16 protein-coding genes and 1 pseudogene are annotated in these 22,705 nt (G+C 65.7%); 11 read left to right on the forward strand and 6 right to left on the reverse strand.

What is annotated here, in order from left to right; genetic code table 11:
- Positions 1-98 precede the first annotated feature (98 nt).
- On the forward strand, positions 99-413 hold the full coding sequence (locus C7402_RS34640; protein WP_069267881.1) for a hypothetical protein: 315 nt from the start codon (positions 99-101) through the stop codon (positions 411-413).
- A gap of 324 nt (positions 414-737) precedes the next feature.
- Here C7402_RS34640 and C7402_RS46525 read toward each other — a convergent pair whose 3' ends face one another.
- Together C7402_RS46525 and C7402_RS34650 are read right to left on the reverse strand one after the other, a co-directional pair.
- The gene (locus C7402_RS46525) at positions 738-1,025 is read right to left on the reverse strand and encodes a hypothetical protein (RefSeq protein ID WP_133254608.1); all 288 of its coding nucleotides are present in this window, start codon (positions 1,023-1,025) and stop codon (positions 738-740) included.
- 433 nt (positions 1,026-1,458) lie between these two features.
- Positions 1,459-1,854, reverse strand: a pseudogene (locus C7402_RS34650) (transposase); the annotation flags it as partial.
- A 425-nt stretch (positions 1,855-2,279) separates the two neighbouring features.
- On the opposite strand from C7402_RS34650, the gene C7402_RS34655 reads away from it, so the two are divergent.
- The 9 genes from C7402_RS34655 (at position 2,280) to truB (ending at position 14,843) form a co-directional block, all read left to right on the forward strand.
- On the forward strand, positions 2,280-3,182 hold the full coding sequence (locus C7402_RS34655) for a LysR family transcriptional regulator (protein ID WP_116613782.1): 903 nt from the start codon (positions 2,280-2,282) through the stop codon (positions 3,180-3,182).
- Positions 3,183-3,291: 109 nt separating this feature from the next.
- Positions 3,292-4,491: a pyridoxal phosphate-dependent aminotransferase gene (locus C7402_RS34660; RefSeq protein WP_116613783.1), complete on the forward strand. Its 1,200-nt coding sequence runs from the start codon at positions 3,292-3,294 to the stop codon at positions 4,489-4,491.
- A 382-nt stretch (positions 4,492-4,873) separates the two neighbouring features.
- Positions 4,874-5,854 (forward strand): SMC-Scp complex subunit ScpB, encoded by a 981-nt coding sequence (gene scpB, locus C7402_RS34665; RefSeq protein ID WP_116613784.1) that lies wholly within the window; start codon positions 4,874-4,876, stop codon positions 5,852-5,854.
- 62 nt (positions 5,855-5,916) lie between these two features.
- Positions 5,917-7,764: a 23S rRNA pseudouridine(2605) synthase RluB gene (gene rluB, locus C7402_RS34670; RefSeq protein WP_116613785.1), complete on the forward strand. Its 1,848-nt coding sequence runs from the start codon at positions 5,917-5,919 to the stop codon at positions 7,762-7,764.
- Positions 7,765-8,276: 512 nt separating this feature from the next.
- Positions 8,277-8,735 carry a ribosome maturation factor RimP gene (gene rimP, locus C7402_RS34675; protein ID WP_112174795.1) on the forward strand — a complete coding sequence of 153 codons (459 nt, stop codon included), beginning with the start codon at positions 8,277-8,279 and terminating at the stop codon, positions 8,733-8,735.
- Entirely contained in the window at positions 8,732-10,207 is a 1,476-nt protein-coding gene (gene nusA, locus C7402_RS34680) for a transcription termination factor NusA (RefSeq protein ID WP_116613786.1), read from the forward strand. The genes rimP and nusA overlap by 4 nt, the downstream gene beginning before the upstream one ends.
- 155 nt (positions 10,208-10,362) lie before the next feature.
- Positions 10,363-13,320, forward strand: coding sequence for a translation initiation factor IF-2 (gene infB, locus C7402_RS34685; RefSeq protein WP_112174731.1), 2,958 nt, complete (start codon positions 10,363-10,365; stop codon positions 13,318-13,320).
- Between the two features lie 180 nt (positions 13,321-13,500).
- Positions 13,501-13,866 (forward strand): 30S ribosome-binding factor RbfA, encoded by a 366-nt coding sequence (gene rbfA, locus C7402_RS34690; RefSeq protein WP_112174730.1) that lies wholly within the window; start codon positions 13,501-13,503, stop codon positions 13,864-13,866.
- An 8-nt stretch (positions 13,867-13,874) separates the two neighbouring features.
- Positions 13,875-14,843 (forward strand): tRNA pseudouridine(55) synthase TruB, encoded by a 969-nt coding sequence (gene truB, locus C7402_RS34695; RefSeq protein ID WP_116613787.1) that lies wholly within the window; start codon positions 13,875-13,877, stop codon positions 14,841-14,843.
- Positions 14,844-14,954: 111 nt separating this feature from the next.
- Here truB and C7402_RS34700 read toward each other — a convergent pair whose 3' ends face one another.
- The 4 genes from C7402_RS34700 to C7402_RS34715 form a co-directional block, all read right to left on the reverse strand.
- Positions 14,955-16,523: a DHA2 family efflux MFS transporter permease subunit gene (locus C7402_RS34700; RefSeq protein WP_112174728.1), complete on the reverse strand. Its 1,569-nt coding sequence runs from the start codon at positions 16,521-16,523 to the stop codon at positions 14,955-14,957.
- A 179-nt stretch (positions 16,524-16,702) separates the two neighbouring features.
- The gene (locus C7402_RS34705; RefSeq protein ID WP_116613788.1) at positions 16,703-17,971 is read right to left on the reverse strand and encodes an EmrA/EmrK family multidrug efflux transporter periplasmic adaptor subunit; all 1,269 of its coding nucleotides are present in this window, start codon (positions 17,969-17,971) and stop codon (positions 16,703-16,705) included.
- 63 nt (positions 17,972-18,034) lie between these two features.
- The gene (locus tag C7402_RS34710; protein WP_116613789.1) at positions 18,035-19,624 is read right to left on the reverse strand and encodes an efflux transporter outer membrane subunit; all 1,590 of its coding nucleotides are present in this window, start codon (positions 19,622-19,624) and stop codon (positions 18,035-18,037) included.
- A gap of 89 nt (positions 19,625-19,713) precedes the next feature.
- Positions 19,714-20,217: a MarR family winged helix-turn-helix transcriptional regulator gene (locus C7402_RS34715; protein ID WP_112174725.1), complete on the reverse strand. Its 504-nt coding sequence runs from the start codon at positions 20,215-20,217 to the stop codon at positions 19,714-19,716.
- A 525-nt stretch (positions 20,218-20,742) separates the two neighbouring features.
- On the opposite strand from C7402_RS34715, the gene typA reads away from it, so the two are divergent.
- Positions 20,743-22,569 (forward strand): translational GTPase TypA, encoded by a 1,827-nt coding sequence (gene typA, locus C7402_RS34720; RefSeq protein ID WP_116613790.1) that lies wholly within the window; start codon positions 20,743-20,745, stop codon positions 22,567-22,569.
- Positions 22,570-22,705 lie beyond the last annotated feature (136 nt).

Here is a 22,705-nt window from a genome sequence, read left to right on the forward strand (position 1 = left end):
CTTGCGCCGAAGCCGGTTCGCGACGGGGCTGGACTGGCTCCGGTCTGGCTCGAATCGGGCTTGATGATCGCAGGACTGCATTTTAAGAAAGAAGTGAGATGACCACGTATTCCAACGAAGCAGTACTCGAAGCGCTGCGGCGGGTGCAGTATCGGCAGGTCCCGTGGGCGCGTCGTCCAGAGGTGTTCCAGTATTTGCGCGATCTCGGCATGATGGATATCGTCCGGCAGCGCACGGTTGCGCCGGCGCCGGGTTTTCATGCTCCGGTCGACATCGCGGTGCTTACCGATCGCGGGCGTGCGGAGTTCGCGCGTCTTGCCCGCGACGAGCGCACGGTGCAGTGGAGCGCTCACCGCGTGGCCGACTACGTGGCCGAGCGCGTGCCGCAGTCCGGTCTCGAGGCGAGCCAGTAATTCGACCGCACCTCCACTGTGGTTTGATCGCTGTCCGACTGCCGTTCGATCACCGTGCGGCCGAGCCATCTGTTTTGTCCGGGCTGTCCCGAGACTTCCCGCTCCCTTCCCGTATTCTCCCACCTCGTTGTCGCTCAAAAAAAAGCCCGCATCGAAAGATACGGGCTTACCGGAATTACTGCTGCCACGCTGTGCTTAATGGCTAAGGGTAGACCGCCCGCAACGCGAGGTGGTTCCCAGGGGCAGGGTATATGCTGAGTCGGCATGGCATCGGGATCGGGGCTACGCGCTCAGCAGTGCTTCAGTGATTTCGCTGCGGCCGCTTCAACGGCGCTGTGGCGGCTCCTGCCGTGGCGGCGCGCTGCGGCGCGCGTTGTCGGCAATATCGCCACGCAGGTCTCCACGCGGCACGGGCCGGTTGCCGGCCTCTTCGCCCGGCGCGGCAGGCGGCCACGCATGGGCGCCGGTGCGGGAGATCGACCAGTTCGGTACAGAGGCGCGCGGCGGCTGGGCCGAGGCACTCAACGACACGAACGACGCCGTGGGCGTGAAGAGGGCGAGGGCTAACAGCGAAACCATGATGCCCCGAATGTGCAGGTTCATGGATTTCATGGCGGCTTCCCGTCAATCCAGATTCTTGACGTTAATGGACATGCTCCTAAGCTAACGTTGCGCGCGAAAGCATGCTGTAAATATTCGTAAATAGATGTATCGCACGGGCGCGCGCGATCGTTGCGCGCGCAGCGATGCGGCGGCGATCAGGGCTCAGGTGGCCGCTCAGCAGCCAATCAGGTAATCAGGCAGGTAATCAATCAGGCGGGTAAACCCGATGCCTGAAGTCGCAAGAGAGACGCAAGGGGCGACCCGCGGCGCCGGAAATGGCGGGGTGGGGAAAATGGGGGCGAAAGGGCGTTGCCGTGAGAACCACAAAGCGGACTGGCGGACCCGCCGACTGCCGTCGGCACAATCGCCAGCCCGATCGGTGGCCAGATAACGCGCCGGGCGCACGAGGCGCCCGGCGGGTAACGATTCAAGCGCGTGCTCAGGCCATCTTGACCGGCGCGCGCCACGATTCCGGATTGGTCCAGAATGCGCCGCGCAGGCGATCGCGGCTCGGCGGAGCGGGCGGCTTGGTGGCCGTCGCGCCGATACGGCCGCGCAGCGAAATCTCGCGCCCGTTCGAGCCCAGTCGCTTGACGATCTCCGCAAGCGTGCCGTCCGCCTGCCACTCGTCGAAACGGCGGCGGCAGGTCGGCGGCGAGGGATAGCGGCCCGGCAGCTTGGACCAGCCTTCACCCGTCGACAGCACCCAGAGCACCGCGTTGACCACAGCACGCGCTTCGACGCGAGGCCGTCCGCGCCGCTCGCTCCGTGCCGGTTCAGCACAGAACAATGCCTCGACCAGCGCCCATTCGTTGTCTCTCAAATCGTCGAACAGCATCATGTTTCACCTCAGCGAAGCTATCTCCGGTGCGCTGCCCCGCGCTGCGCACTCTTCATGTACTCCCGACCGGATGCCGGAGTACCAGGCGGGCCCGGCTGGATCGAACCGGGCTACTTGCTGCCGGTACGTCCATCGAACCTGTGCGTGCCTTAATGCGAAAACCGTGCCAGCACGTACGTTCTCGTCTTGAAGCCGCGTGGCGCCAAGCCCGCGCGGGAGATTGCCAGGGGCGTATAAGACTCGAAAACACTTGCCGAGAAAATCGGGAGAATCACCAATCTTGTGCAAAGAGGCCCGTCCGGCGTGCGTTTGCGCCTTATTGCTGCATTGCGGCGAACAATGGGCCGTGCGATTCCTCTACCCGTAACGATGGGTATCCGGCATAAAATCGCATGAAAATGGATGATTCATGAGGGAAGTGGATGAATGTGACGCTGCGGCAATTGCGGGTGTTCATCGAGGTTGCCCGGCTTCAGAGCTTTAGCCGGGCGGGAGACGAAATCGGCCTCACGCAGTCGGCGGTGAGCCGCTGCGTGCGCGAGCTGGAGACCGAGATTGGCGTCAAGCTCGTGGACAGGACCACGCGGGAGGTGCAGCTCACCGATGTCGGGGCGAACCTGATCGCGAGCATTCCGCGCCTGCTCAACGATCTCGACGACGCGCTGCGCGAGATTCGCGAGATCGGCGAGCAGCGGCGCGGCCGCGTGGTCGTGGCGGCGAGCCCGACGGTCGCGTGCCGCCTGATGCCGGAAGTCGTGGCCGCGTGCGGACGCCAGTTTCCCTATATCACGCTCGGGCTGCGCGACGACGTGCAGAGCGATGTCGTGCGCAAGACCCGCTCGGGCGAGGTCGACTTCGGCGTGATCATCGGGCCCTTTGCGGCGGAGGATCTCGAAACGCAGTGCCTGACCACCGATTCGTTCTGCGTGGTCGTGCGCGGCGACCACGCGCTTGCGATGAGCCAGGAGGTGTCGTGGAAGGAACTCGACGGCGAGCGGCTCGTGATGCTCGACTACGCCTCGGGCAGCCGCCCGCTCATCGACGCCGTCATGAGCGAGCAGGGCGTGCACGCACCCGTGGTGCAGGAGCTGGGGCATCCGGCCACCGTGTTCGGTCTCGTCGAGGCGGGCGTGGGCATCAGCGTGCTGCCGTGGCTTGCGCTACCCGTGCCGGCCGGCGCGTCGTTGCTCGCGCGCCCGCTCGTGCCGCGCGCCGAGCGCACCGTCGAGCTCGTGCGCAGGCGCGACCGCTCGCTCTCGCCCGCGGCCGAGGCGGTCTGGTCGCTGATCCGGCAACGCTCCGGCCAGTCCGGGGCGCAGCCCTGAATGCGGCCCCGAGCCCAGCGCGCCGTTACTTGCGGAACTGGCCCTCGTTACGCCGGGCCGCGCGCTACACTTCACGTTTTCCCACAATGTGTGTGATCCGGAAATTCCGATGAGCGATCTCGATCCGTCGTCCTCCGTCTCCCTGCCGCGTGAAGCGGTGCGTGCGCTGCGCTCCTCGCAGATCCGCGAAGTGGCGAATGCCGGTTTTGGCGTGCCCGACGTGCTGCCGTTCTGGTTCGGTGAGTCCGACCGCGTGACACCGCCGTTCATCCGCGAGGCGGCCGCCGAGGCGCTTGGCCGCGGCGACACGTTCTACACGCACAACCTGGGCATCGCACCGCTGCGCGAAGCGCTTTCGCGTTACGTGAGCGCGTTGCACGGCGCTACGCCGGTGGACAACATCGCGGTGACGAGCGCCGGGGTGAACGCGCTGATGCTTGCCGCGCAGCTCGTGGTCGGCGCGGGCGACCGCGCCGTGGCGGTAACGCCGCTGTGGCCGAACCTGGTCGAGATTCCGAAGATTCTTGGCGCGGCGGTCGAAACCGTTTCGCTCAGCTACGGCGAGCGCGGCTGGACGCTCGACCTCGACCGGCTGCTGGCGGCGCTCACGCCCGAGACGCGCCTGCTGATGATCAACTCGCCGAATAACCCGACCGGCTGGGTGATGACGCGCGACGAGCAGCGCGCGGTGCTCGAACACTGCCGTCGCCACGGCATCTGGATCGTCGCCGACGAGGTGTACGAACGCCTCTACTACGGTGACGCCGGAGAGCGCACGGCGCCTTCGTTCCTTGATATCGCGTCGCGCGAAGAACGATTGATATGCGTCAATTCGTTCTCGAAAGCCTGGCTCATGACCGGCTGGCGGCTCGGCTGGATGGTCGTGCCGCCCACCTTGACCGACGACCTCGGCAAGCTGGTCGAGTACAACACCTCGTGTGCGCCGTCGTTCGTGCAGCAAGCCGGCATCGCGGCGGTGGAGCACGGCGAGACTTTCACGCGTGAGCTCGTCGCCGATCTGCGCGCCTCGCGCGACCATCTCGCGGCCGCGCTCGCCAGGTTGCCCGGCGTCGACGTGAAAGTGCCGCATGGCGCCATGTACCTGTTTTTCCGCCTGCCGGGCGCGCAGAACAGTCTCGAGCTGTGCAAGGCGCTGGTGCGCGACGCGGGCCTCGGGCTTGCGCCTGGCAGCGCGTTCGGGCCGCAGGGCGAGGGCTTCGTGCGCTGGTGCTATGCGTGCGATCCGGCGCGGCTCGACGCGGGCGTCGAGCGTCTCGCGCGCTACCTGGAGGCGGTTGGAGCACGCTGAGCGTGCGGTGAATGCGCCGTGCATCGACGCGCATCGAGGTGGTGCACGGCTGCTGCGCGCGCACCGCGAAGGCGCGGCGCGCCTGGCGGGGAGGTCGCGGTAAAACGTGGCCTTACGTGCTGGAAAGCGTCTTTACGCACCCGGCGTTTTTGCGTAATATGGCGCTCAGTCTAGCGATTCCCTGCGGGAAATTCGCGGCTCCCTCCGGCTGGGTCTGGCACTTTGCCTGCTTGTGCGTCGTTTAGCGGCCCCCCGGTGCGTGCTCCCATCAATATGACCGATCAGAATCGGGCGAGCGCGTCTCCAGTTCCATATCGTCTTTCGTCTGTCTGATCCGGTTCCTTGAACCTGATTTACCTTACTTAGGGTCTGACCTGGCTGCATGAATACCCAAGAGGCGAAAATCGTCCTCGAGACTGCATTGATCTGCACGCAGGAGCCGCTGAAGATCGGCGAACTGCGCAAACTGTTTGCCGACGACATCTCGGCCGACACGGTCCGTAACCTGCTCGAAGACCTGCGGCACCAATGGTCCGGGCGCGGCGTCGAGCTGGTGGGGCTCGCGTCGGGCTGGCGCTTTCAGAGCAAGCCGGCCATGCGGACGTACCTCGACCGGTTGCACCCCGAAAAGCCGCCGCGCTATTCGCGCGCGGTCCTCGAAACGCTTGCGATCATCGCGTACCGGCAGCCGGTCACGCGCGGCGACATCGAGGAAATTCGCGGCGTCACGGTCAACACGCAGGTCGTCAAGCAGCTCGAAGACCGCAACTGGATCGAAGTGATCGGTCATCGCGACGTGCCGGGCCGCCCGGCGCTCTATGCGACGACCCGGCAGTTCCTCGATGATCTCGGCCTGAAGTCGCTCGACGAACTTCCGTCGCTCGACGATCCGTCGAATCAGCTTGGCGAGCAATTGCTCGCGCAGCACGCCATCGAGTTTCCCGATAGCGCCGCGGCGCAATTCGTGGCGGACGGTCCGCCCGAGACGGCCGGGACGGAAGTGGCGACCCAGGCCGGAGCGCCGGGCGCGGAAGATGCGCCGGTGTCCGCACAGCAGGACGAAGCCGCCGGGCCGCTCGCCAGCGAGACGAACGAGGCGCCGGGCGCATACGCCGCACATGCAGCGCAAGAAGCAGGCGAGCCGGACGAAGCGGACGAAGTGAACGCAGTAGCAAGCGTCGCCGAAACCGCCGCGCAACACGATGCACACCTCGCGGAGCAAGGGGCCACCCCGGACGCTCACGCGCAGGCAGCCGCGCATGAACCTGATGCGGCCGGCGCAGAACACGAAGACCGCCGCGACGCGGCGCAGGACGACCCCGTCTCGACGACGGACGACGAAGCCGCTCGCCGCGGCATCTGAAGCAACAAGCATTTTTGACGCGCCCCGCAAGCGGGCGCGCAACCTGACATTTTGAGGTTGTTTTGACTGATATCCACGACACCGATTCGACCGATGCGTCCGAATCCGCGCGCCGCACGTCGTCCGCACGCGACGACGACTCGCGCGCCTCGCAGGCCGAAGGCAACGCGCCCGGCGCCGAAGCCCAGGGCGGCGAAGGCGAAGAGCGTCCGCGCCGCGGCCTGCGCCGCGGGCCGCGCAGCCTGATCGCGCGCCGCCGCGCGGGCGCCAAGGCAAAGTCCGGCGAAGGCGTGCCCGCCGAGGGTGCGGAAGCGTCCGCAGCCCCCGCCGCGACGCAAGCGCCGCAGGACGGCGCGCCGGCGCGCGCACCGCGCAAGGACGCGGGCGCGAAGAAGCCGCGCCGCCAGAATGCGGACGGTGGCGCCAATCAAGGCGAGCGGCAAGGCGAACGCCAAGGCGAAAATCGCGGTGAGCGCCAGCAGGGCGCGGGCAACCGCCAGAAGGGCCAAAAGGGCCAAAAGGGCCAGAAGGGCCGGGGTCGCGGGGAAGGTCAGCAGGCCGCCGTTGTTGCAGGCGAGGCCAATCCGGCGAATCCGGGCAATCAGGACGATCTGTTCCTTTACGTCACTTCGCCCGCATTCGACGCCGACAATGGCGCCGGCTCGGGCGTGCACGCGCCGATGCTGCGCCGTGGTGGCCGCGCCCAGCAGCCCAAGCGCGTGCTGAGCCCGGACGACGACGCGCCGAAGCTGCACAAGGTGCTCGCGGACGCCGGCATGGGTTCGCGCCGCGATATGGAAGAGCTGATCATCGCCGGGCGCGTCTCGGTGAACGGCGAGCCCGCCCACATCGGCCAGCGCATCCTGCCGACCGACCAGGTCCGCGTGAATGGCAAGCCGATCAAGCGCAAGCTGCAAAACAAGCCGCCGCGCGTGCTGATCTATCACAAGCCGACCGGCGAGATCGTGAGCCATGCCGATCCGGAAGGGCGTCCTTCCGTGTTCGATCGCCTGCCGCCCATGAAAACGGCGAAATGGCTGGCCGTCGGCCGCCTCGACTTCAACACCGAAGGTCTGCTGATGCTCACGACCTCGGGCGACCTGGCAAACCGCTTCATGCACCCGCGTTACAGCGTGGAGCGCGAGTACGCGGTGCGCGTGGTGGGCGAGCTCACGGAGGGCAATCGCCAGAAGCTGCTCAAGGGCGTCGAGCTTGAAGACGGTCCGGCAAACTTCCTGCGCATCCGCGACGGCGGCGGCGAGGGCACGAATCACTGGTATCACGTCGCGCTGGCCGAAGGCCGCAACCGTGAAGTGCGCCGCATGTTCGAGGCGGCCGGCCTGATGGTGAGCCGCCTGATCCGCACGCGTCACGGCCCGATCGCACTGCCCAAGGGTCTGAAGCGCGGCCGCTGGGAAGAGCTCGAAGACAACGAGGTCCGCAGCCTGATGGCGGCGGTCGGTCTGAAGGCGCCGAGCGAGGAGAAGGGCAGCGGACGCGGCAAGGAGCAGGAGCGCCGTCAGCCCGATCCGATGCAGACGTCGATGGGCTTCATCAACCGCGAGCCGGTGCTCAGCTCGCACGGCGCGATGAACCAGCCGCGTCAGGGCCAGGGCCGGCGCGGCGCAGCCGGTGGTTTCGGCGGCGGCGCCGGGGCGGGCTCGGGCTTCGGCGCGGGTCAAGGCTTCGGCGCTCGCGGCGGCAACCGCGCGGGCGGCCGCGACGTGGACGGCAACCGTGCGCAGGGCGCCGGCAAGCGCGCAGGCGGCAACGCTAACGCCAACCCCAACGGCAACCGCCGCGGCGGCCCCGGCAACAACGCCAGCGGCAATCGCGCCGGCGGCAACGCCGGGGGCAACAGTCGCGGCGGTCAGCGCGGCACGCCGCGCAATCGCACGCGCGGTCATTGACGAGGCGCGACGCGCAGCCGCAAGGCCGCTGCGCTCGCAAGCGCATCACGCGCGAAAAACGCCTGAAAATCGCCCCGGTTAGTCCGCAAACAGCCGCAAAAGGCTGTCCGGGCTTGCCGGGCGATTTGCGTAAGTGGCCAAAAAAGGCTAGAATCACGGAGTCGCTGGGCGTGCGGCTGTTTTATCTGCGCTGTAATACGCGCCCCAGGTGCGACCACCTGGCTAAGTGAGAGGATGGGCGTTTCGCCCATTTTTTTTTGGTCCGCCCCAAATGGAATCCCGGTAGGGATGATGGAATCCCGCCAGGGATCCCGAAATATGCCGACGTTTGACGCTCGGCATTGTCAATTCTGGGGCCGCCAATCAATCGGCTGGGTCGTTCGTCATCGTGGGGCAGGTAGGTGAGAAGCGCGCGCGCTCACCTGGCGCGCGGCCCGCGAATCCCTGGCGAAGCAAGAAATAAAGCTAAGGAAGTTGCCGGCCCGCTGCGCAGAACATCTGGAGTGGGCATTGTGCAACTGACGGAACTGATTGAAACCACGGTCACCGGACTCGGTTACGAGCTGGTCGACCTCGAGCGCACCGGGCGCGGCATGCTGACCATTTTCATCGATCAGCCCGCGGGGATCGCGATCGAGGACTGCGAGAAGGTCACGCGTCAGCTGCAGCACGTTCTGACGGTCGAGAACATCGACTATGAGCGACTCGAGGTCTCGTCGCCCGGTCTCGACCGTCCGCTGAAAAAACTGGCGGACTTCGAACGCTTCGCAGGCTGCGAGGCGGTAATCACGTTGAAAAAGCCATTGGACGGACGGAAATCGTACCGGGGCATCGTGCATGCTCCCGAAGGCGAGACCATCGGTCTGGAATTCGAAGGGAAGGCGGGGCCCGCGATGCTTGATTTCACGCTCGCGGACATCGATAAAGCACGCCTTGTCCCCAAAGTTGACTTTAGGAGCCGCAAACAATGAGTCGCGAAGTGTTGATGCTGGTGGATGCGCTGGCACGCGAGAAGAATGTCGACAAGGACGTGGTGTTCGCCGCCCTTGAAGCGGCGCTTGCGTCGGCCTCCAAGAAACTCTTCGACGAAGATGCGGATATCCGCGTGCATATCGACCGCGAAAGCGGCGAGCACGAAACGTTCCGCCGCTGGCGCGTCGTGCCGGACGAGGCGGGCTTGCAGGAGCCGGACCAGGAAATCCTGCTGTTCGAAGCACGCGAGCAAGACCCCGAGGCGCAGATCGACAGTTTCGTCGAGCAGCCGGTGCCGTCGGTCGAGTTCGGCCGTATCGGCGCGCAGGCCGCCAAGCAGGTCATCCTGCAAAAGGTGCGCGATGCCGAGCGCGAGCAGATCCTGAACGACTTCCTCGAGCGCGGCGAAAGCATCATGACCGGCACGGTCAAGCGCATGGACAAGGGCAACTTCATCGTCGAATCCGGCCGTGTGGAAGCGCTGCTGCGCCGCGACCAGTTGATTCCGAAGGAAAACCTGCGCGTGGGCGACCGCGTGCGCGCCTGGATCGGCAAGGTCGACCGCACCGCGCGCGGCCCGCAGATCGAACTCTCGCGCACGGCGCCCGAGTTCCTGATGAAGCTGTTCGAGATGGAAGTGCCCGAAATCGAACAGGGCCTTCTGGAGATCAAGGCGGCGGCCCGCGACCCCGGCGTGCGCGCCAAGATCGGCGTGGTGGCTTATGACAAGCGCATCGACCCGATCGGCACCTGTGTCGGCATTCGCGGTTCGCGCGTGCAGGCCGTGCGCAACGAGCTCGGTGGCGAAAACGTCGACATCGTGCTATGGTCGGAGGATCCCGCCCAGTTCGTGATCGGCGCGCTCGCGCCGGCTGCCGTGCAGTCGATCGTCGTCGACGAAGAGAAGCACTCGATGGACGTCGTGGTCGACGAGAGCGAACTCGCGGTCGCGATCGGCCGTAGCGGCCAGAACGTGCGTCTGGCCAGCGAACTGACCGGCTGGCAGATCAACATCATGACGCCGGACGAATCCGCGCAGAAGCAGAACCAGGAGCGCACGGTGCTGCGCGACCTGTTCATGGCGCGCCTCGACGTGGACGAAGAAGTCGCCGACATCCTGATCGACGAAGGCTTCACGAGCCTCGAAGAGATCGCCTACGTGCCGCTCAACGAAATGCTGGAAATCGAGGCGTTCGACGAAGACACCGTGCACGAACTGCGCAACCGCGCGCGCGATGCGCTGCTTACGCAAGCCATCGCGAACGAGGAGAAGGTGGAAAGCGCCGCCCTGGACCTGAAGAGTCTGGACGGCATCGACCCGGACCTGCTCGCGAAACTGGCGCAGCATGAAGTTCACACCCGCGACGAGCTCGCCGAGCTGGCCGTGGACGAGCTGGTCGAAATGACGGGAATGGAAGAGGACGCCGCCAAGGCGTTGATCATGAAGGCACGTGAGCACTGGTTCCAGTGACCCGGTAACGGGAAACTGCATCAGGGCGCGACGAGCAGGAAGCGACCATGACCCACTGAACTGAACGCGGCGGAGCCTTGCAGGACGCGAGGCGCCTAAGGCCGCATGACCCGATGTCAACCGCAAGGAATCGGTCCTTGCATTAAGAGGAATGAATGGCGAGTAACAACGTAGCCCAATTTGCCGCGGAACTGAAAATGCCTGCCGGCGTGCTGCTCGAGCAGCTGCAGGCGGCGGGTGTGACGAAAGCGAGCGAGAGCGACGCTTTGTCGGAAACCGACAAGGCGCGTCTGCTCGATCACTTGCGCAAGTCTCACGGCTCGACTGATGCAGACAAGCGCAAGATCACGCTGACGAAACGGCATACGTCGGAAATCAAGCAGTCCGATTCGACGGGTAAGGCACGCACCATTCAGGTCGAGGTGCGCAAGAAGCGCACGTTCGTCCGCCGCGACGAGTCCGCCGGTGAGGCGGACGCATCGAATCATGCCGCCGACGCAGCAGTGGCCGCCGAAGAGGCGGAATTGCAGCGCCGCGAGGAAGAAGCACGCCGCGAGGCGGAGTTGCTGGAGCGTCAGGCTCAGGAGCTCAAGGAGCGCCAGGATCTTCTGGCGCGTGAAGAGTCCGAGCGCCGTGCGCGCGAAGAGGCTGCCGAAGCCGAGCGCCGCCGCGCCGAGGAAGAAGCAGCGAAGAAGAAGGTAGCGGCCGAAGCCGCCGCTCGCGAACTGGCCGCCCAGGCCGTGGCCGCGCAGCGCAACGCCGAAGAGCAGGCCAAGGAAGTGAAGCAACAGCAGGATCAGCAAGACGAGCAGCGCGCCGCCGCCGAGCGCGCCGCGCAGCGCGAAGCGGCCCAGAAGGCCGAGGTCGCCGCACGCGAAGCCGCCGAGAAGGCGCAAAAGGAACAGGACGAGATCGCTCGCCGCCGCGCGGCCGCCGAGGCCGAAGCGCGTGCGATCCGCGAGATGATGAACACGCCGCGCAAGGCGCAGGTGAAGGCGCCCGAGCCGCCCAAGCCGGTCGAGCCGCCCAAGGCCGCCGAAGCCAAGGGCACGCTGCACAAGCCGGCCCGTCCGGAAGGCGCGGCAGCGCGTCCGGCAGGCGGTGCAGGCGCCGGTGCGAAGAAGCCCGCCACGACGGCCGCGCCCTCGACGAGCGCGCCGGGTGCGGGCGCGGGCGACCGCAACAAGAAGCCGGGCGCAGGCAAGGGCGGCTGGCAGGACGACGCAGCGAAGCGCCGCGGCATCAAGACGCGCGGCGATTCGTCGGGCGGTGTGGACCGCGGCTGGCGCGGCGGCCCGAAGGGCCGTGGCCGTCACCAGGACGCTTCGACGTTCCAGGCGCCGACCGAGCCGATCGTGCGTGAAGTGCACGTGCCGGAAACCATCACCGTGGCCGACCTCGCCCACAAGATGTCCGTGAAGGCGTCGGAAGTCATCAAGGTGATGATGAAGATGGGCCAGATGGTCACCATCAACCAGATGCTCGACCAGGAAACGGCGATGATCATCGTCGAGGAACTCGGCCACCGTGCGGTTGCCGCGAAGCTCGACGATCCGGAAGCGCTGCTGGTCGAAGGCCAGGCCACGGCCACGGACGCCGAGCAACTGCCGCGTCCGCCGGTCGTCACCGTCATGGGTCACGTCGACCACGGCAAGACCTCGCTGCTCGACTACATCCGCCGCGCCAAGGTCGCAGCGGGCGAAGCGGGCGGCATTACGCAGCACATCGGCGCTTACCACGTCGAAACGCCGCGTGGCGTCATCACGTTCCTCGACACGCCGGGTCACGAGGCCTTCACGGCCATGCGTGCTCGCGGTGCGAAGGCAACCGACATCGTCATTCTGGTGGTCGCGGCCGACGACGGCGTGATGCCGCAGACGAAGGAAGCGATCTCGCACGCGAAGGCTGCGGGCGTGCCGCTCGTCGTGGCGATCAACAAGATCGACAAGCCGGATGCGAACCTCGATCGCGTCAAGCAGGAGCTCGTCGCGGAAGGCGTCGTGCCGGAAGAGTACGGCGGCGACTCGCCGTTCGTCCCGGTGTCGGCAAAAACGGGCGCGGGCATCGACGATCTGCTCGAAAACGTGCTGCTGCAAGCCGAAGTGCTGGAACTGAAGGCACCGGTCGAAGCGCCGGCCAAGGGCATCGTCATCGAAGCGAAGCTCGACAAGGGTAAGGGGCCGGTTGCAACGATCCTCGTCCAGTCGGGTACGCTGAACCGTGGCGACGTCGTGCTGGCCGGTAGCGCCTACGGCCGCGTGCGCGCCATGCTCGACGAAACGGGCAAGCCCACGAAGGAAGCGGGGCCGTCGATCCCGGTCGAAATCCAGGGTCTGTCGGAAGTGCCGGGCGCGGGCGAAGAAGTCATCGTGCTGCCGGACGAGCGCAAGGCGCGCGAAATCGCGATGTTCCGTCAAGGCAAGTTCCGCGACGTCAAGCTCGCGAAGCAGCAGGCCGCGAAGCTCGAAAACATGCTCGAGCAAATGGGCGAAGGCGAAGTGCAGAACCTGCCGCTCATCGTCAAGGCCGACGTGCAGGGTTCGCAGGAAGCGCTGGTGCAATCGCTGGTCAAACTGTCGACCAGCGAAGTGCGCGTGCAGATCGTGCACAGCGCGGTCGGTGCGATCAGCGAGTCGGACGTCAACCTGGCAACGGCTTCGAAGGCGGTCATCATCGGCTTCAATACGCGTGCGGATGCACAGGCGCGTAAGGTGGCCGAGGCGAACGGCATCGACATCCGCTACTACAACATCATCTATGACGCTGTGGATGAGGTGAAGGCGGCGATGTCGGGCATGCTGGCGCCGGAGAAGCGCGAGACGGTCACGGGTATGGCGGAAGTGCGCCAGGTGATCCGCGTGCCGAAGGTCGGCCTGATCGCGGGTTGTATGGTCACGGACGGTTTCGTCAAGCGTTCGTCGTCGGTGCGCGTGATCCGCAACAACGTGGTCATCCATACCGGCGAACTCGACTCGCTCAAGCGCTTCAAGGACGACGTCAAGGAAGTCAAGCAAGGCTTCGAGTGCGGTATGTCGATCAAGAACTTCAGCGACATCGTCGAAGGCGATCAGTTCGAAGTGTTCGAGATCACCGAAGTCGCGCGTACGCTGTAATACGGCGGCGCCCGCGGGCAGGCCGTCACCGGCCGCTCGCGGAGCGATTCGCGGGATTTCCCGATAACGGGCGGGGCGGGCACTGGCCGGCCCCGCCCGTTTTGTTTTTTGCGCGGCCGTGTGCGCCTTCATGGACGCAACGCCGCCTGTATGCCTCGTAGATAAAGAGGTGGAACCATCATGCCGAAAAAACGTACTTCTCCGAATCGCAACGTGCAGATCGCCGATCAGATCCAGCGCGATCTGTCCGAGCTGATGCGCGAAGTGAAGGATCCGCGCATCGGTCTCGTGACGATCCAGAGCGTGGAGCTCACGCCCGACTACGCCCACGCGAAGGTCTATTTCACGACGCTCACGGGCGACCCGAAAGCCACGCAGGAAGCGCTCAACCACGCGGCCGGGCACCTGCACAACCAGCTTTTCAAGCGCCTGCACATCCACACCGTGCCGACGCTGCACTTCCATTACGACCAGTCGATCGAGCGGGGCGTCGAGATGTCGCGCCTGATCGACGAGGCGAACGCCACCCGCGCGAAGGACGACTGACGCGGGCAATGACGGCATCATCGAAAAAGCATCAAGGCGAGCCGCGTCCGAAGATCCCGCGCCGCCTGCTGGACGGCGTGCTCCTGCTGGACAAGCCCGTTGGCCTGTCCAGCAACGACGCGCTGATTCGCGCGAAGCGTCTTTACCGCGTGAAGAAGGCGGGGCACACGGGCACGCTCGATCCGCTGGCGTCGGGTCTGCTGCCGCTGTGCTTCGGCGAAGCGACCAAGTTTTCGCAGGATCTGCTCGAAGCCGACAAGACCTATGAGGCGACCATGCGCCTCGGCATTCGCACCGCCACCGGCGACGCCGAAGGCGAGGCGATCGAAACGCGCGACGTCGCGTGCGACGAAGCCGCGGTGCGCGAAGCGATGGCGCAATTCGTCGGCGAGATCGTGCAGGTGCCGCCGATGTATTCGGCGCTCAAGCGCGACGGCAAGCCGCTCTACGAATACGCGCGCGCGGGCCAGACGGTCGAGCGCGAAGGGCGCCAGGTGACGATCCTCGCGCTAGAGATGATCGGCTGCGCGCTGCCTGCCGTTCCCGAGGTGACGTTCCGCGTGACGTGCAGCAAGGGCACGTACATCCGCACGCTCGCCGAGGATATCGGCGAGGCGCTTGGCTGCGGCGCGCATCTCGTGATGTTGCGGCGCACGGGCGTGGGCGCGCTCACGCTCGACCATGCGGTGACGCTCGACGCGCTCACCGCCGCCGACGAGCCGGCGCGCGACGCGTGGCTGCGCCCCGTCGATGCGTTGCTCTCGACGTTTCCCAGCGTGACGCTCGACGCGGAATCCGCACGCCGGTTCACGCATGGTCAGCGTTTGCCCCTCAACGAGCTCGTGCTGGACCGTGCGGTCTGCGAGGCGGCCGAACGTGTGCGTGTGTATGACGAAGGCGGGCGCTTGCTCGGCGTGGCGAAGGCCGCAAACGGCGTGCTCGCGCCCGAGCGGCTGGTGGTGAGCGGCGCGGTCTGAGCGAAGCGCTACGCCGCGCACGCAGCGAAAAAAAGGCACGCCGGTGAAAACCGGGCGTGCCTTTTTTATTATTGGCTTGTTGGCGGTGTCTGTCGCTTCAATGCGCGAGCCTCAATGCGCCGCCGATGCCGCCGCGCCTGCATCGGCACCACCAGCCCGCTCGGGCCGCGTGATCCAGATGAGCGTGATCAGCACGATGAAGATCATCGACGAAATCCAGAACAGGTCGTTCACGCCGAGCTGCGCCGCCTGCTGCGAGAGCATCCGGTCGAACAGGCCGTGCGCCTGCGATGGATCGAGCCCCACGCCGTTCTGGAACTGCTGCATCGACTGGTTGAACACCGGGTTGGTCGGCGTCGCCACTTCGGTCAGGCGCGCGTGGTGGAACGTCGTGCGGTGATCCCACGCGGTTTCGAAGATCGAGGTGCCGATGCCGCCGCACATGATCCGCACGAAGTTCGACAGGCCCGAGGCCGCCGGAATCCGATGCCCCGGCAAGCCAGAGAGCGTGATCGACACGAGCGGAATGAAGAGGCCCGCCATGCCGATGCCCTGAATGAGCGTCGGCAGCGTGAGTGCCCAGGTGTCCACGCCCGTGGTGTATTGCGAGCGCATCCAGAAGCACAGTGCGAACACGATGAAGGCCGTCGTCGCGATATAGCGCGGGTCGGTGCGCGGCAGGATCTTGCCCGTGATCGGCGAGAGCATGATCGCGAAGACGCCCACGGGCGCCATCACGATGCCCGCGTCGGTCGCCGTATAGCCGAGCGTGGTTTGCAGCCATAGCGGCAGCAGCACGAGATTGCCGAAGTAGAGCCCGTAGCCCACCGAGAGCGCGATCGTCGCTCCCGTGAAATTGCGCCGGGCGAACAGCGACAGATCGACCACGGGGTGATCGGCGGTCAACTCCCACACCACGAAGAACGCAAACGCGACCACGGCCGTGAGCGCGAGCACGACGATCGTGGTGGACGAGAACCAGTCGAGGTCCTTGCCCTTGTCGAGCATCACCTGAAGCGAGCCGACCCAGATGATGAGGAGCGCGAGGCCCACGCCGTCGATCGGCGCCTTCTTCACGACCGAATCGCGGTTGCGGAAGATCGCCCACGTGGCGAGCGCCGCGGCGATGCCCACGGGGATGTTCACGTAGAAGATCCACGGCCACGAGATGTTGTCGGAGATCCAGCCGCCGAGAATCGGACCCGCCACCGGCGCGATGAGCGTGGTCATCGACCACATCGAGAGCGCCATGGGCGCCTTCGCGCGCGGGTAGCTCGCGAGCAGCAGCGTTTGCGAGAGCGGGATCATCGGGCCGGCCACGGCGCCTTGCAGCACGCGCGAGGCGAGCAGGAAGGGCAGCGTGGGCGCGAGGCCGCACAGCCACGACGAGATCACGAACAGGATGATCGACGCCATGAAGAGGCGCACCTGGCCGATGCGCTCGGTGAGCCAGCCGGTGAGCGGCACCGAGATGGCGTTGGCCACCGCGAACGAGGTAATGACCCAGGTGCCCTGGTCCGACGCCACGCCGAGGTCGCCCGAGATCGACGGGATCGAGACGTTCGCGATCGAGGTGTCGAGCACGTTCATGAACACCGCGAGCGACACCGCGATGGTGCCGATCACGAGTTGCGCGCCCTTGAGCGGTGGGTGGACTACGGGTTGTTGTGCTGCTGCCATGGAGTCCTTGGTGGTTGACTTGCCTCGCGCCGCACGACGAAGGCGCGGGCTGACGATGATCAGCCCGCGCCTTCGCGAGTCAGCGAGGGATCAGTGCAATAGCGGAGCGCTGTTCACGCCGACGCGACGCTAACTCAACGCAAAGTTGGCGCGTGGTTGGCGCGAAATTGGCTTCGCAATCAGCCTTTTGCGCCAGCCTTGGCGGCGTGCGCGCTCGCCGGCGACGTCTGCGCGTTTGCGGTAGCGCCGCTCGCCGCGTTGCTGGCTGCCTTGTGCGCGCTCGGGCCGGCGTTCTCGGCGATGATGCGTGCGATTTCCGCGTCGGCTTCCGCGCCGTACTTGGCGAACACGTCGGTCTCGTACACGGTGTTCTGCGCGTTGCCGAGCTGCGTGCCCGAGTCGTTGCGGATGTTCACGTCCACCTGCATCGACAGGCCGATGCGCAGCGGGTGCTTCAGGAGGTCTTCCGGATCGAGCGAGATACGCACTGGCAGGCGCTGCACCACCTTGATCCAGTTACCCGTGGCGTTCTGCGCGGGCAACAGCGAGAAGGCCGAGCCCGTACCCGCCGAGAAGCCCACCACCTTGCCGTGATAGACCACGGACGAGCCATACACGTCGGCCGTCATCTCGACCGGCTGGCCAATGCGCATGTGCTTCAGTTGCACTTCCTTGAAGTTGGCGTCGATCCACAGCGAGTTCAGCGGCACCACCGACATGAGCGGATTGCCCGGCGAGACGCGCTGGCCAACCTGCACCGAGCGCTTGGCCACGTAGCCCGTGACCGGCGCGGGCAGCGTGTTGCGGGCGTTCGCCAGATAGGCGTCGCGCACCTTCGCGGCGGCGGCTTCCACGTTCGGGTGATTGGCGATGGTCGTGTTCGCGGTCAGCGCGCGGTTCGCGGCGAGTTGCTGCTGTGAGGCTTCGAGCGCGGCTTCGGCGCTGCGCACGGCGTCGCGGGCGTGCGAGATTTCTTCCTGCGAGACGGCGCCCGTTTGCGCGACCTGCATGCGGCGGCGCAGGTCGTCCTGCGCGCGCGAGAGGTCGGACTGACGCTGGGCGACTTGTGCTTCGTACTGGCTGTCGTCGGCGAAAAGGCCGCGCACCTGACGCACCGTTTGCGCGAGTTGCGCCTCAGTCTGCTCGAGCGTGACGCGCGCGTCGGCCGGGTCGAGCAGCACGAGCGGGTCGCCCACATTCACGGTTTGCGTGTCGTCCGCTTTCAGCGCGATCACCGTGCCGGTGACCTGCGGCGTGATCTGCACGACGTTGCCGTTCACGTAGGCGTCGTCGGTGCTTTCCGTGAAGCGTGCGACGAGGAAGTAGTAGAGGCCGTAGGCAATGGCTGCAATCACGATCACGAGGACAAGCAGCGTCATCATGCGCTTGCGCTTGCCGCTGTTCGCGTTCGGCTGCTGATTGGCCGCCGGTTGCTGGGGGGTGCTCATGGAAGGATCTCCGGATGCTTGCGTGCTGTTCGTTCAGTTTTTGATGTGTGTGCCGCCAGGCGCTCAGTTCGCCGCAGTCGACGCGCTCTGCGCCGGCGCGCGTGTGCCGCGCCACGGCGCGCCGTTCACGTCGCTCTGGCCGCGTGCCTGGCTACCGGCTTCGCTGCCGACGTCGGCGGGCGGCGTGATGTCCGCGGCTTGCGCTTCGAAGCCGCCGCCAAGCGACTTGATGAGCGCCATCTGCTGGTCGCGGCGCTGCGCCTTCAGGTTCGTCACCGTTTGCTCCGCCGCGAGGCGGTTCTGGTCGGCGTTGAGCACCTGAAGCTGCTCGGACAGACCCGCCTTGTAGCGGATCACGGCGAGCTGCCAGGCATTGGTCGACGCGTCGAGCGCACGCTGGGCGTCGACGAGCTGTTTGTCCGCCGAGCGGATCGACGAAACGCCCGTCGCCACATCCTGGAACGCGCCGATGAGCGTCTGGTTGTAGTTCGCCACGTCGAGCTCGAAGTCGGCATAGCGGCCCTTCAACTGCGCGCGCAGGGCGCCGGCGTCGAAGAGCGGCAGATGCACGGCCGGCCCGATGTTCATCTGGCGGCTCGTGAAGTTGAGGAATTTGCCCCAGCCGAACGCATCGAAGCCGAAACCGGCCGCGAGGTTCACGTCGGGATAGAACTCGGCCTTCGCTTCCTTCACGTCGTGCATGGCGGCTTCCACCTGCCAGCGCGCGGCGACGATGTCGGGGCGGCGCGCCACGAGGTCGGCGGGCAGGTTGTTGGGCAGCGCCACGTTCGCAACCGGGTTGAGCACCGGCTGCGCGATTTGCAGGCCGCGGTCCGGACCCTTGCCGAGCAACGCGCCCAGCTGGTAGCGCACGGACTCGATCTGGCCGTCGATCTGCGAGAGGTTGGCCTGGCTCGTCGCGATGTTGCCGTTCGCCGTCTGTTTCTCGACGTTGGTGTCGAGGCCCGCCACCACGCGGCCGTTCGTGATCGCGCCGATGGTCTTGCGGTTGTCGATCTCGTGCACCGCGATGTCGCGCAACGCGTAGAGCTGGGCGAGCTGGTTATAGGTGCGTGCGACCGAGGAGGCGAGCGTCACGCGCGCCTGCTGCATGTCGGCGAGCGCGGCGCGCTGCGAGGAAACGGCTTGCGCGAGGCGCTGACGGTTCTTGCCCCAAAGGTCCAGATCCCAGGAGGCGCTCGCGAGCACGTTGTTCTCGCTATACCAGCTGCCGCCGTACGGGGGCGGGAAGAGCGCGTTTTCCGAATACAGCTCGCGCGTCCAGGAGTAGCTCAGGTTGGCCTTCGGATAGAGCGCCGACTTCGAGGTTTCGATGTACGACGACGCCTTGGCGATGCGCGCCTGCGCCTGGGCGATGCTCGGGCTGCCTTCGAGCGCTTCGTCGATCAGCTTCGGCAGTTGCGGGTCGCCGAACTGGCTCGCCCAGTCGAGCGTCGGCCACTGGCCGCCTTGCTCCGGAATGCTCTGCGACGTCTCGAACTGCTGCGGCTGGTCGATGGTCTTGTCGCTCTTGATGCCGATGTAGTTCGCGCAACCCGAAAGGGCGAGCGCCGCGACCGCGGCGGCGACCGCCGCCCGGCCGGACAATGCCCGCACGGCCGGAACTGGCGCAAACTCGGTTTGGGAAGTCATTGCTCGTCTCGATGCGTGAGAAGGTGATGTGATACTGGACGATGCAGCTATTTTCTTGTCTCTTGTTTTCAAATTTGCTTGCCCCGTCATCAATTCGCGGGCGGATTCGGGTTCGCGTTCTGGTTAGCTTCGCAGCTATTCGCGAGAATCCGCCGCAACATGCTCTTCAGGAACCCGACTTCCTCCGGCGTGAAGCCGGTGGACAGATGCTCCGTGACGCTGCGGAAGATCGCGGGCATGCGTGCCGCGATGGCGAGGCCTTCGGGCGTGAGCGCGAGGTGCACCGCGCGGCGGTCCTCGGAGCTGCGCACGCGCTGGAGGAGGCCGCGTTTTTCGAGCCGGTCGACGAGGCGCGTGACCGCGCTCGCGTCGATCCCGTACTCGCGCGCCAGTTCCGCCGCGAGCAGGCACTTGCCGCTTGCCACCATGAAAAGGATGCTGGCCTGCTGGCTCGTCACGCCGAGTTCGGCGACGGCGCGCTGGGTGACCATGTTCGACATCGTCGATTTCACCCGCGAAATCAGGTAGCCGACGCTCTCGCCGAGGTCGTAATCGCGGACTTCGGGCGGGGGCGTGGGAGTCGGATCCGTCATGAGATTCTGCTGCGACTGCAATGGTTGACCAGGCAGGGATTATAGGGGCGGTTAATTGACGCGGCAAGCTTTATTCTGTCTTTGCCGAGAAACCTTTGCAGGGCAGGGGCTTAATCCGGGCCGGGAGCGCATGAGAAAATGCGCGGTGTGCGGCGCGCTGAACCAAGATTTTTCTTAGATTACGCCGACCGGGCTGCGCCGGGGTGTGTCGTCGGCCGATCTGGCTGAGCGGCGTCAAGCGTGGAGATTCGGGCTGCAACCCGGTCGCTTGCACCCGCCGTGCCGCATGCGTCGATCGTACCCATCCAGGGTGGCCCCTGATTTGCGCAGGATCATTTCATCTGCGCGTGCTATACTTTCAGGTTCCCAAAAGTGCGTCATCGCAGCGATGCTGAACTGATTCGCCGGAAGCAGGCTGAAAGCAGGCCTGAAGCCGGGCAAAAGCGGATTGGAGCGGCTGCCGCGTGTCCTTGCCGGGCCTGCCAGCAGGGCATGCGCGGCGCACTCAACTGTACCCAGGTTCCTATGTCCCGCGCCCTTCGCAATATCGCCATCATTGCCCACGTCGACCACGGCAAGACCACGCTCGTCGACCAGCTCCTCCGTCAGACCGCCACGTTCCGTGACAACCAGCAGGTCGCCGAGCGCGTGATGGACTCGAACGACATCGAAAAAGAGCGTGGTATCACGATTCTTTCGAAGAACTGCGCGGTCGAGTACGAAGGCACCCACATCAACATCGTCGACACCCCGGGCCACGCCGACTTCGGCGGTGAAGTGGAGCGCGTGCTGTCGATGGTCGACTCGGTGCTGCTGCTGGTCGACGCCGTCGAAGGCCCGATGCCGCAAACGCGCTTCGTGACCAAGAAGGCGCTGGCGCTCGGCCTCAAGCCGATCGTCGTCGTCAACAAGATCGACCGTCCGGGCGCGCGTATCGACTGGGTGATCAACCAGACGTTCGACCTGTTCGACAAGCTCGGTGCGACCGAAGAACAGCTCGATTTCCCGGTGGTCTACGCTTCGGGCCTGAACGGCTACGCTTCGCTGTCGCCGGATGCGCGCGACGGCGACATGCGTCCCCTGTTCGACGCCGTGCTGGAACACGTGCCGGTTCGCGACGCTGATCCGGAAGGTGGCCTCCAGCTCCAGATCACCTCGCTCGACTACTCGGCGTATGTTGGCCGTATCGGCGTGGGCCGTATCAAGCGTGGCCGTATCAAGCCGGGTCAACCGGTGGCGCTGCGCTTTGGCCCGGAAGGCCAGGTCATGAACCGCAAGATCAACCAGGTGCTGGCGTTCAGCGGCCTGGAGCGCGTGCAGGTCGAAGCGGCTGAAGCCGGCGACATCGTGCTGATCAACGGTATCGAAGACATCGGTATCGGCGCGACCATCTGCGCGGTGGACAACCCCGAAGCGCTGCCGATGATCACGGTGGACGAGCCGACGCTCACGATGAACTTCCTCGTGAACTCCTCGCCGCTCGCCGGCAAGGAAGGCAAGTTCGTGACGAGCCGCCAGATCCGCGACCGTCTGACGAAGGAGCTGAACCACAACGTCGCGCTGCGCGTGAAGGACACGGGCGACGAAACCACGTTCGAAGTGTCGGGCCGCGGCGAACTGCACTTGACCATCCTGATCGAAAACATGCGCCGTGAAGGCTACGAGCTGGCCGTGTCGCGTCCGCGCGTCGTGCTGCACGAAGTCGACGGCGTGAAGCAGGAGCCGTACGAAATGCTGACCGTGGACGTCGAAGACGGCCACCAGGGCGGCGTGATGGAAGAACTGGGCCGCCGTAAGGGCGAAATGCTCGACATGGCGTCGGACGGCCGTGGCCGCACGCGTCTCGAGTACCGCATCCCGGCACGTGGCCTGATCGGCTTCCAGGGCGAGTTCATGACGCTCACGCGTGGCACGGGCCTGATGAGTCACGTGTTCGACGCTTACGGTCCGGTCAAGGACGGTACGCTCGGCGAGCGCCGCAACGGCGTGCTGATCTCGCAGGACGACGGCGCTGCCGTCGCCTACGCGCTGTGGAAGCTGCAAGACCGCGGCCGCATGTTCGTGAAGCCGGGCGACGCGCTGTATGAAGGCATGATCATCGGCATCCATAGCCGCGACAACGACCTCGTCGTGAACCCGATCAAGGGCAAGCAGCTCACCAACGTGCGCGCCTCGGGCACCGACGAAGCTGTGCGTCTCGTTCCGCCGATCCAGATGTCGCTCGAATACGCAGTCGAATTCATCGACGACGACGAACTCGTGGAAGTCACGCCGCAGTCGATCCGCCTGCGCAAGCGTCATCTGAAAGAGCATGAGCGTCGTCGCGCAAGCCGCGAAGGCGCTGCCGAGTAATTAGCAGTCGTATCGCTTTTTTCCGCACTGCAATGCAAACGGACTCACAGGAAAGCCGCCGCTTTACGGGCGGCTTTTTTGCGTCTGGCGGGGATTGCATTGCGGTGCAGGAAGAGAGTGTTGCGAACGCCGCAAA

The sequence above is a fragment of the Paraburkholderia unamae genome, from assembly GCF_003096875.1.
Classification (GTDB): Bacteria; Pseudomonadota; Gammaproteobacteria; order Burkholderiales; family Burkholderiaceae; genus Paraburkholderia; species Paraburkholderia unamae.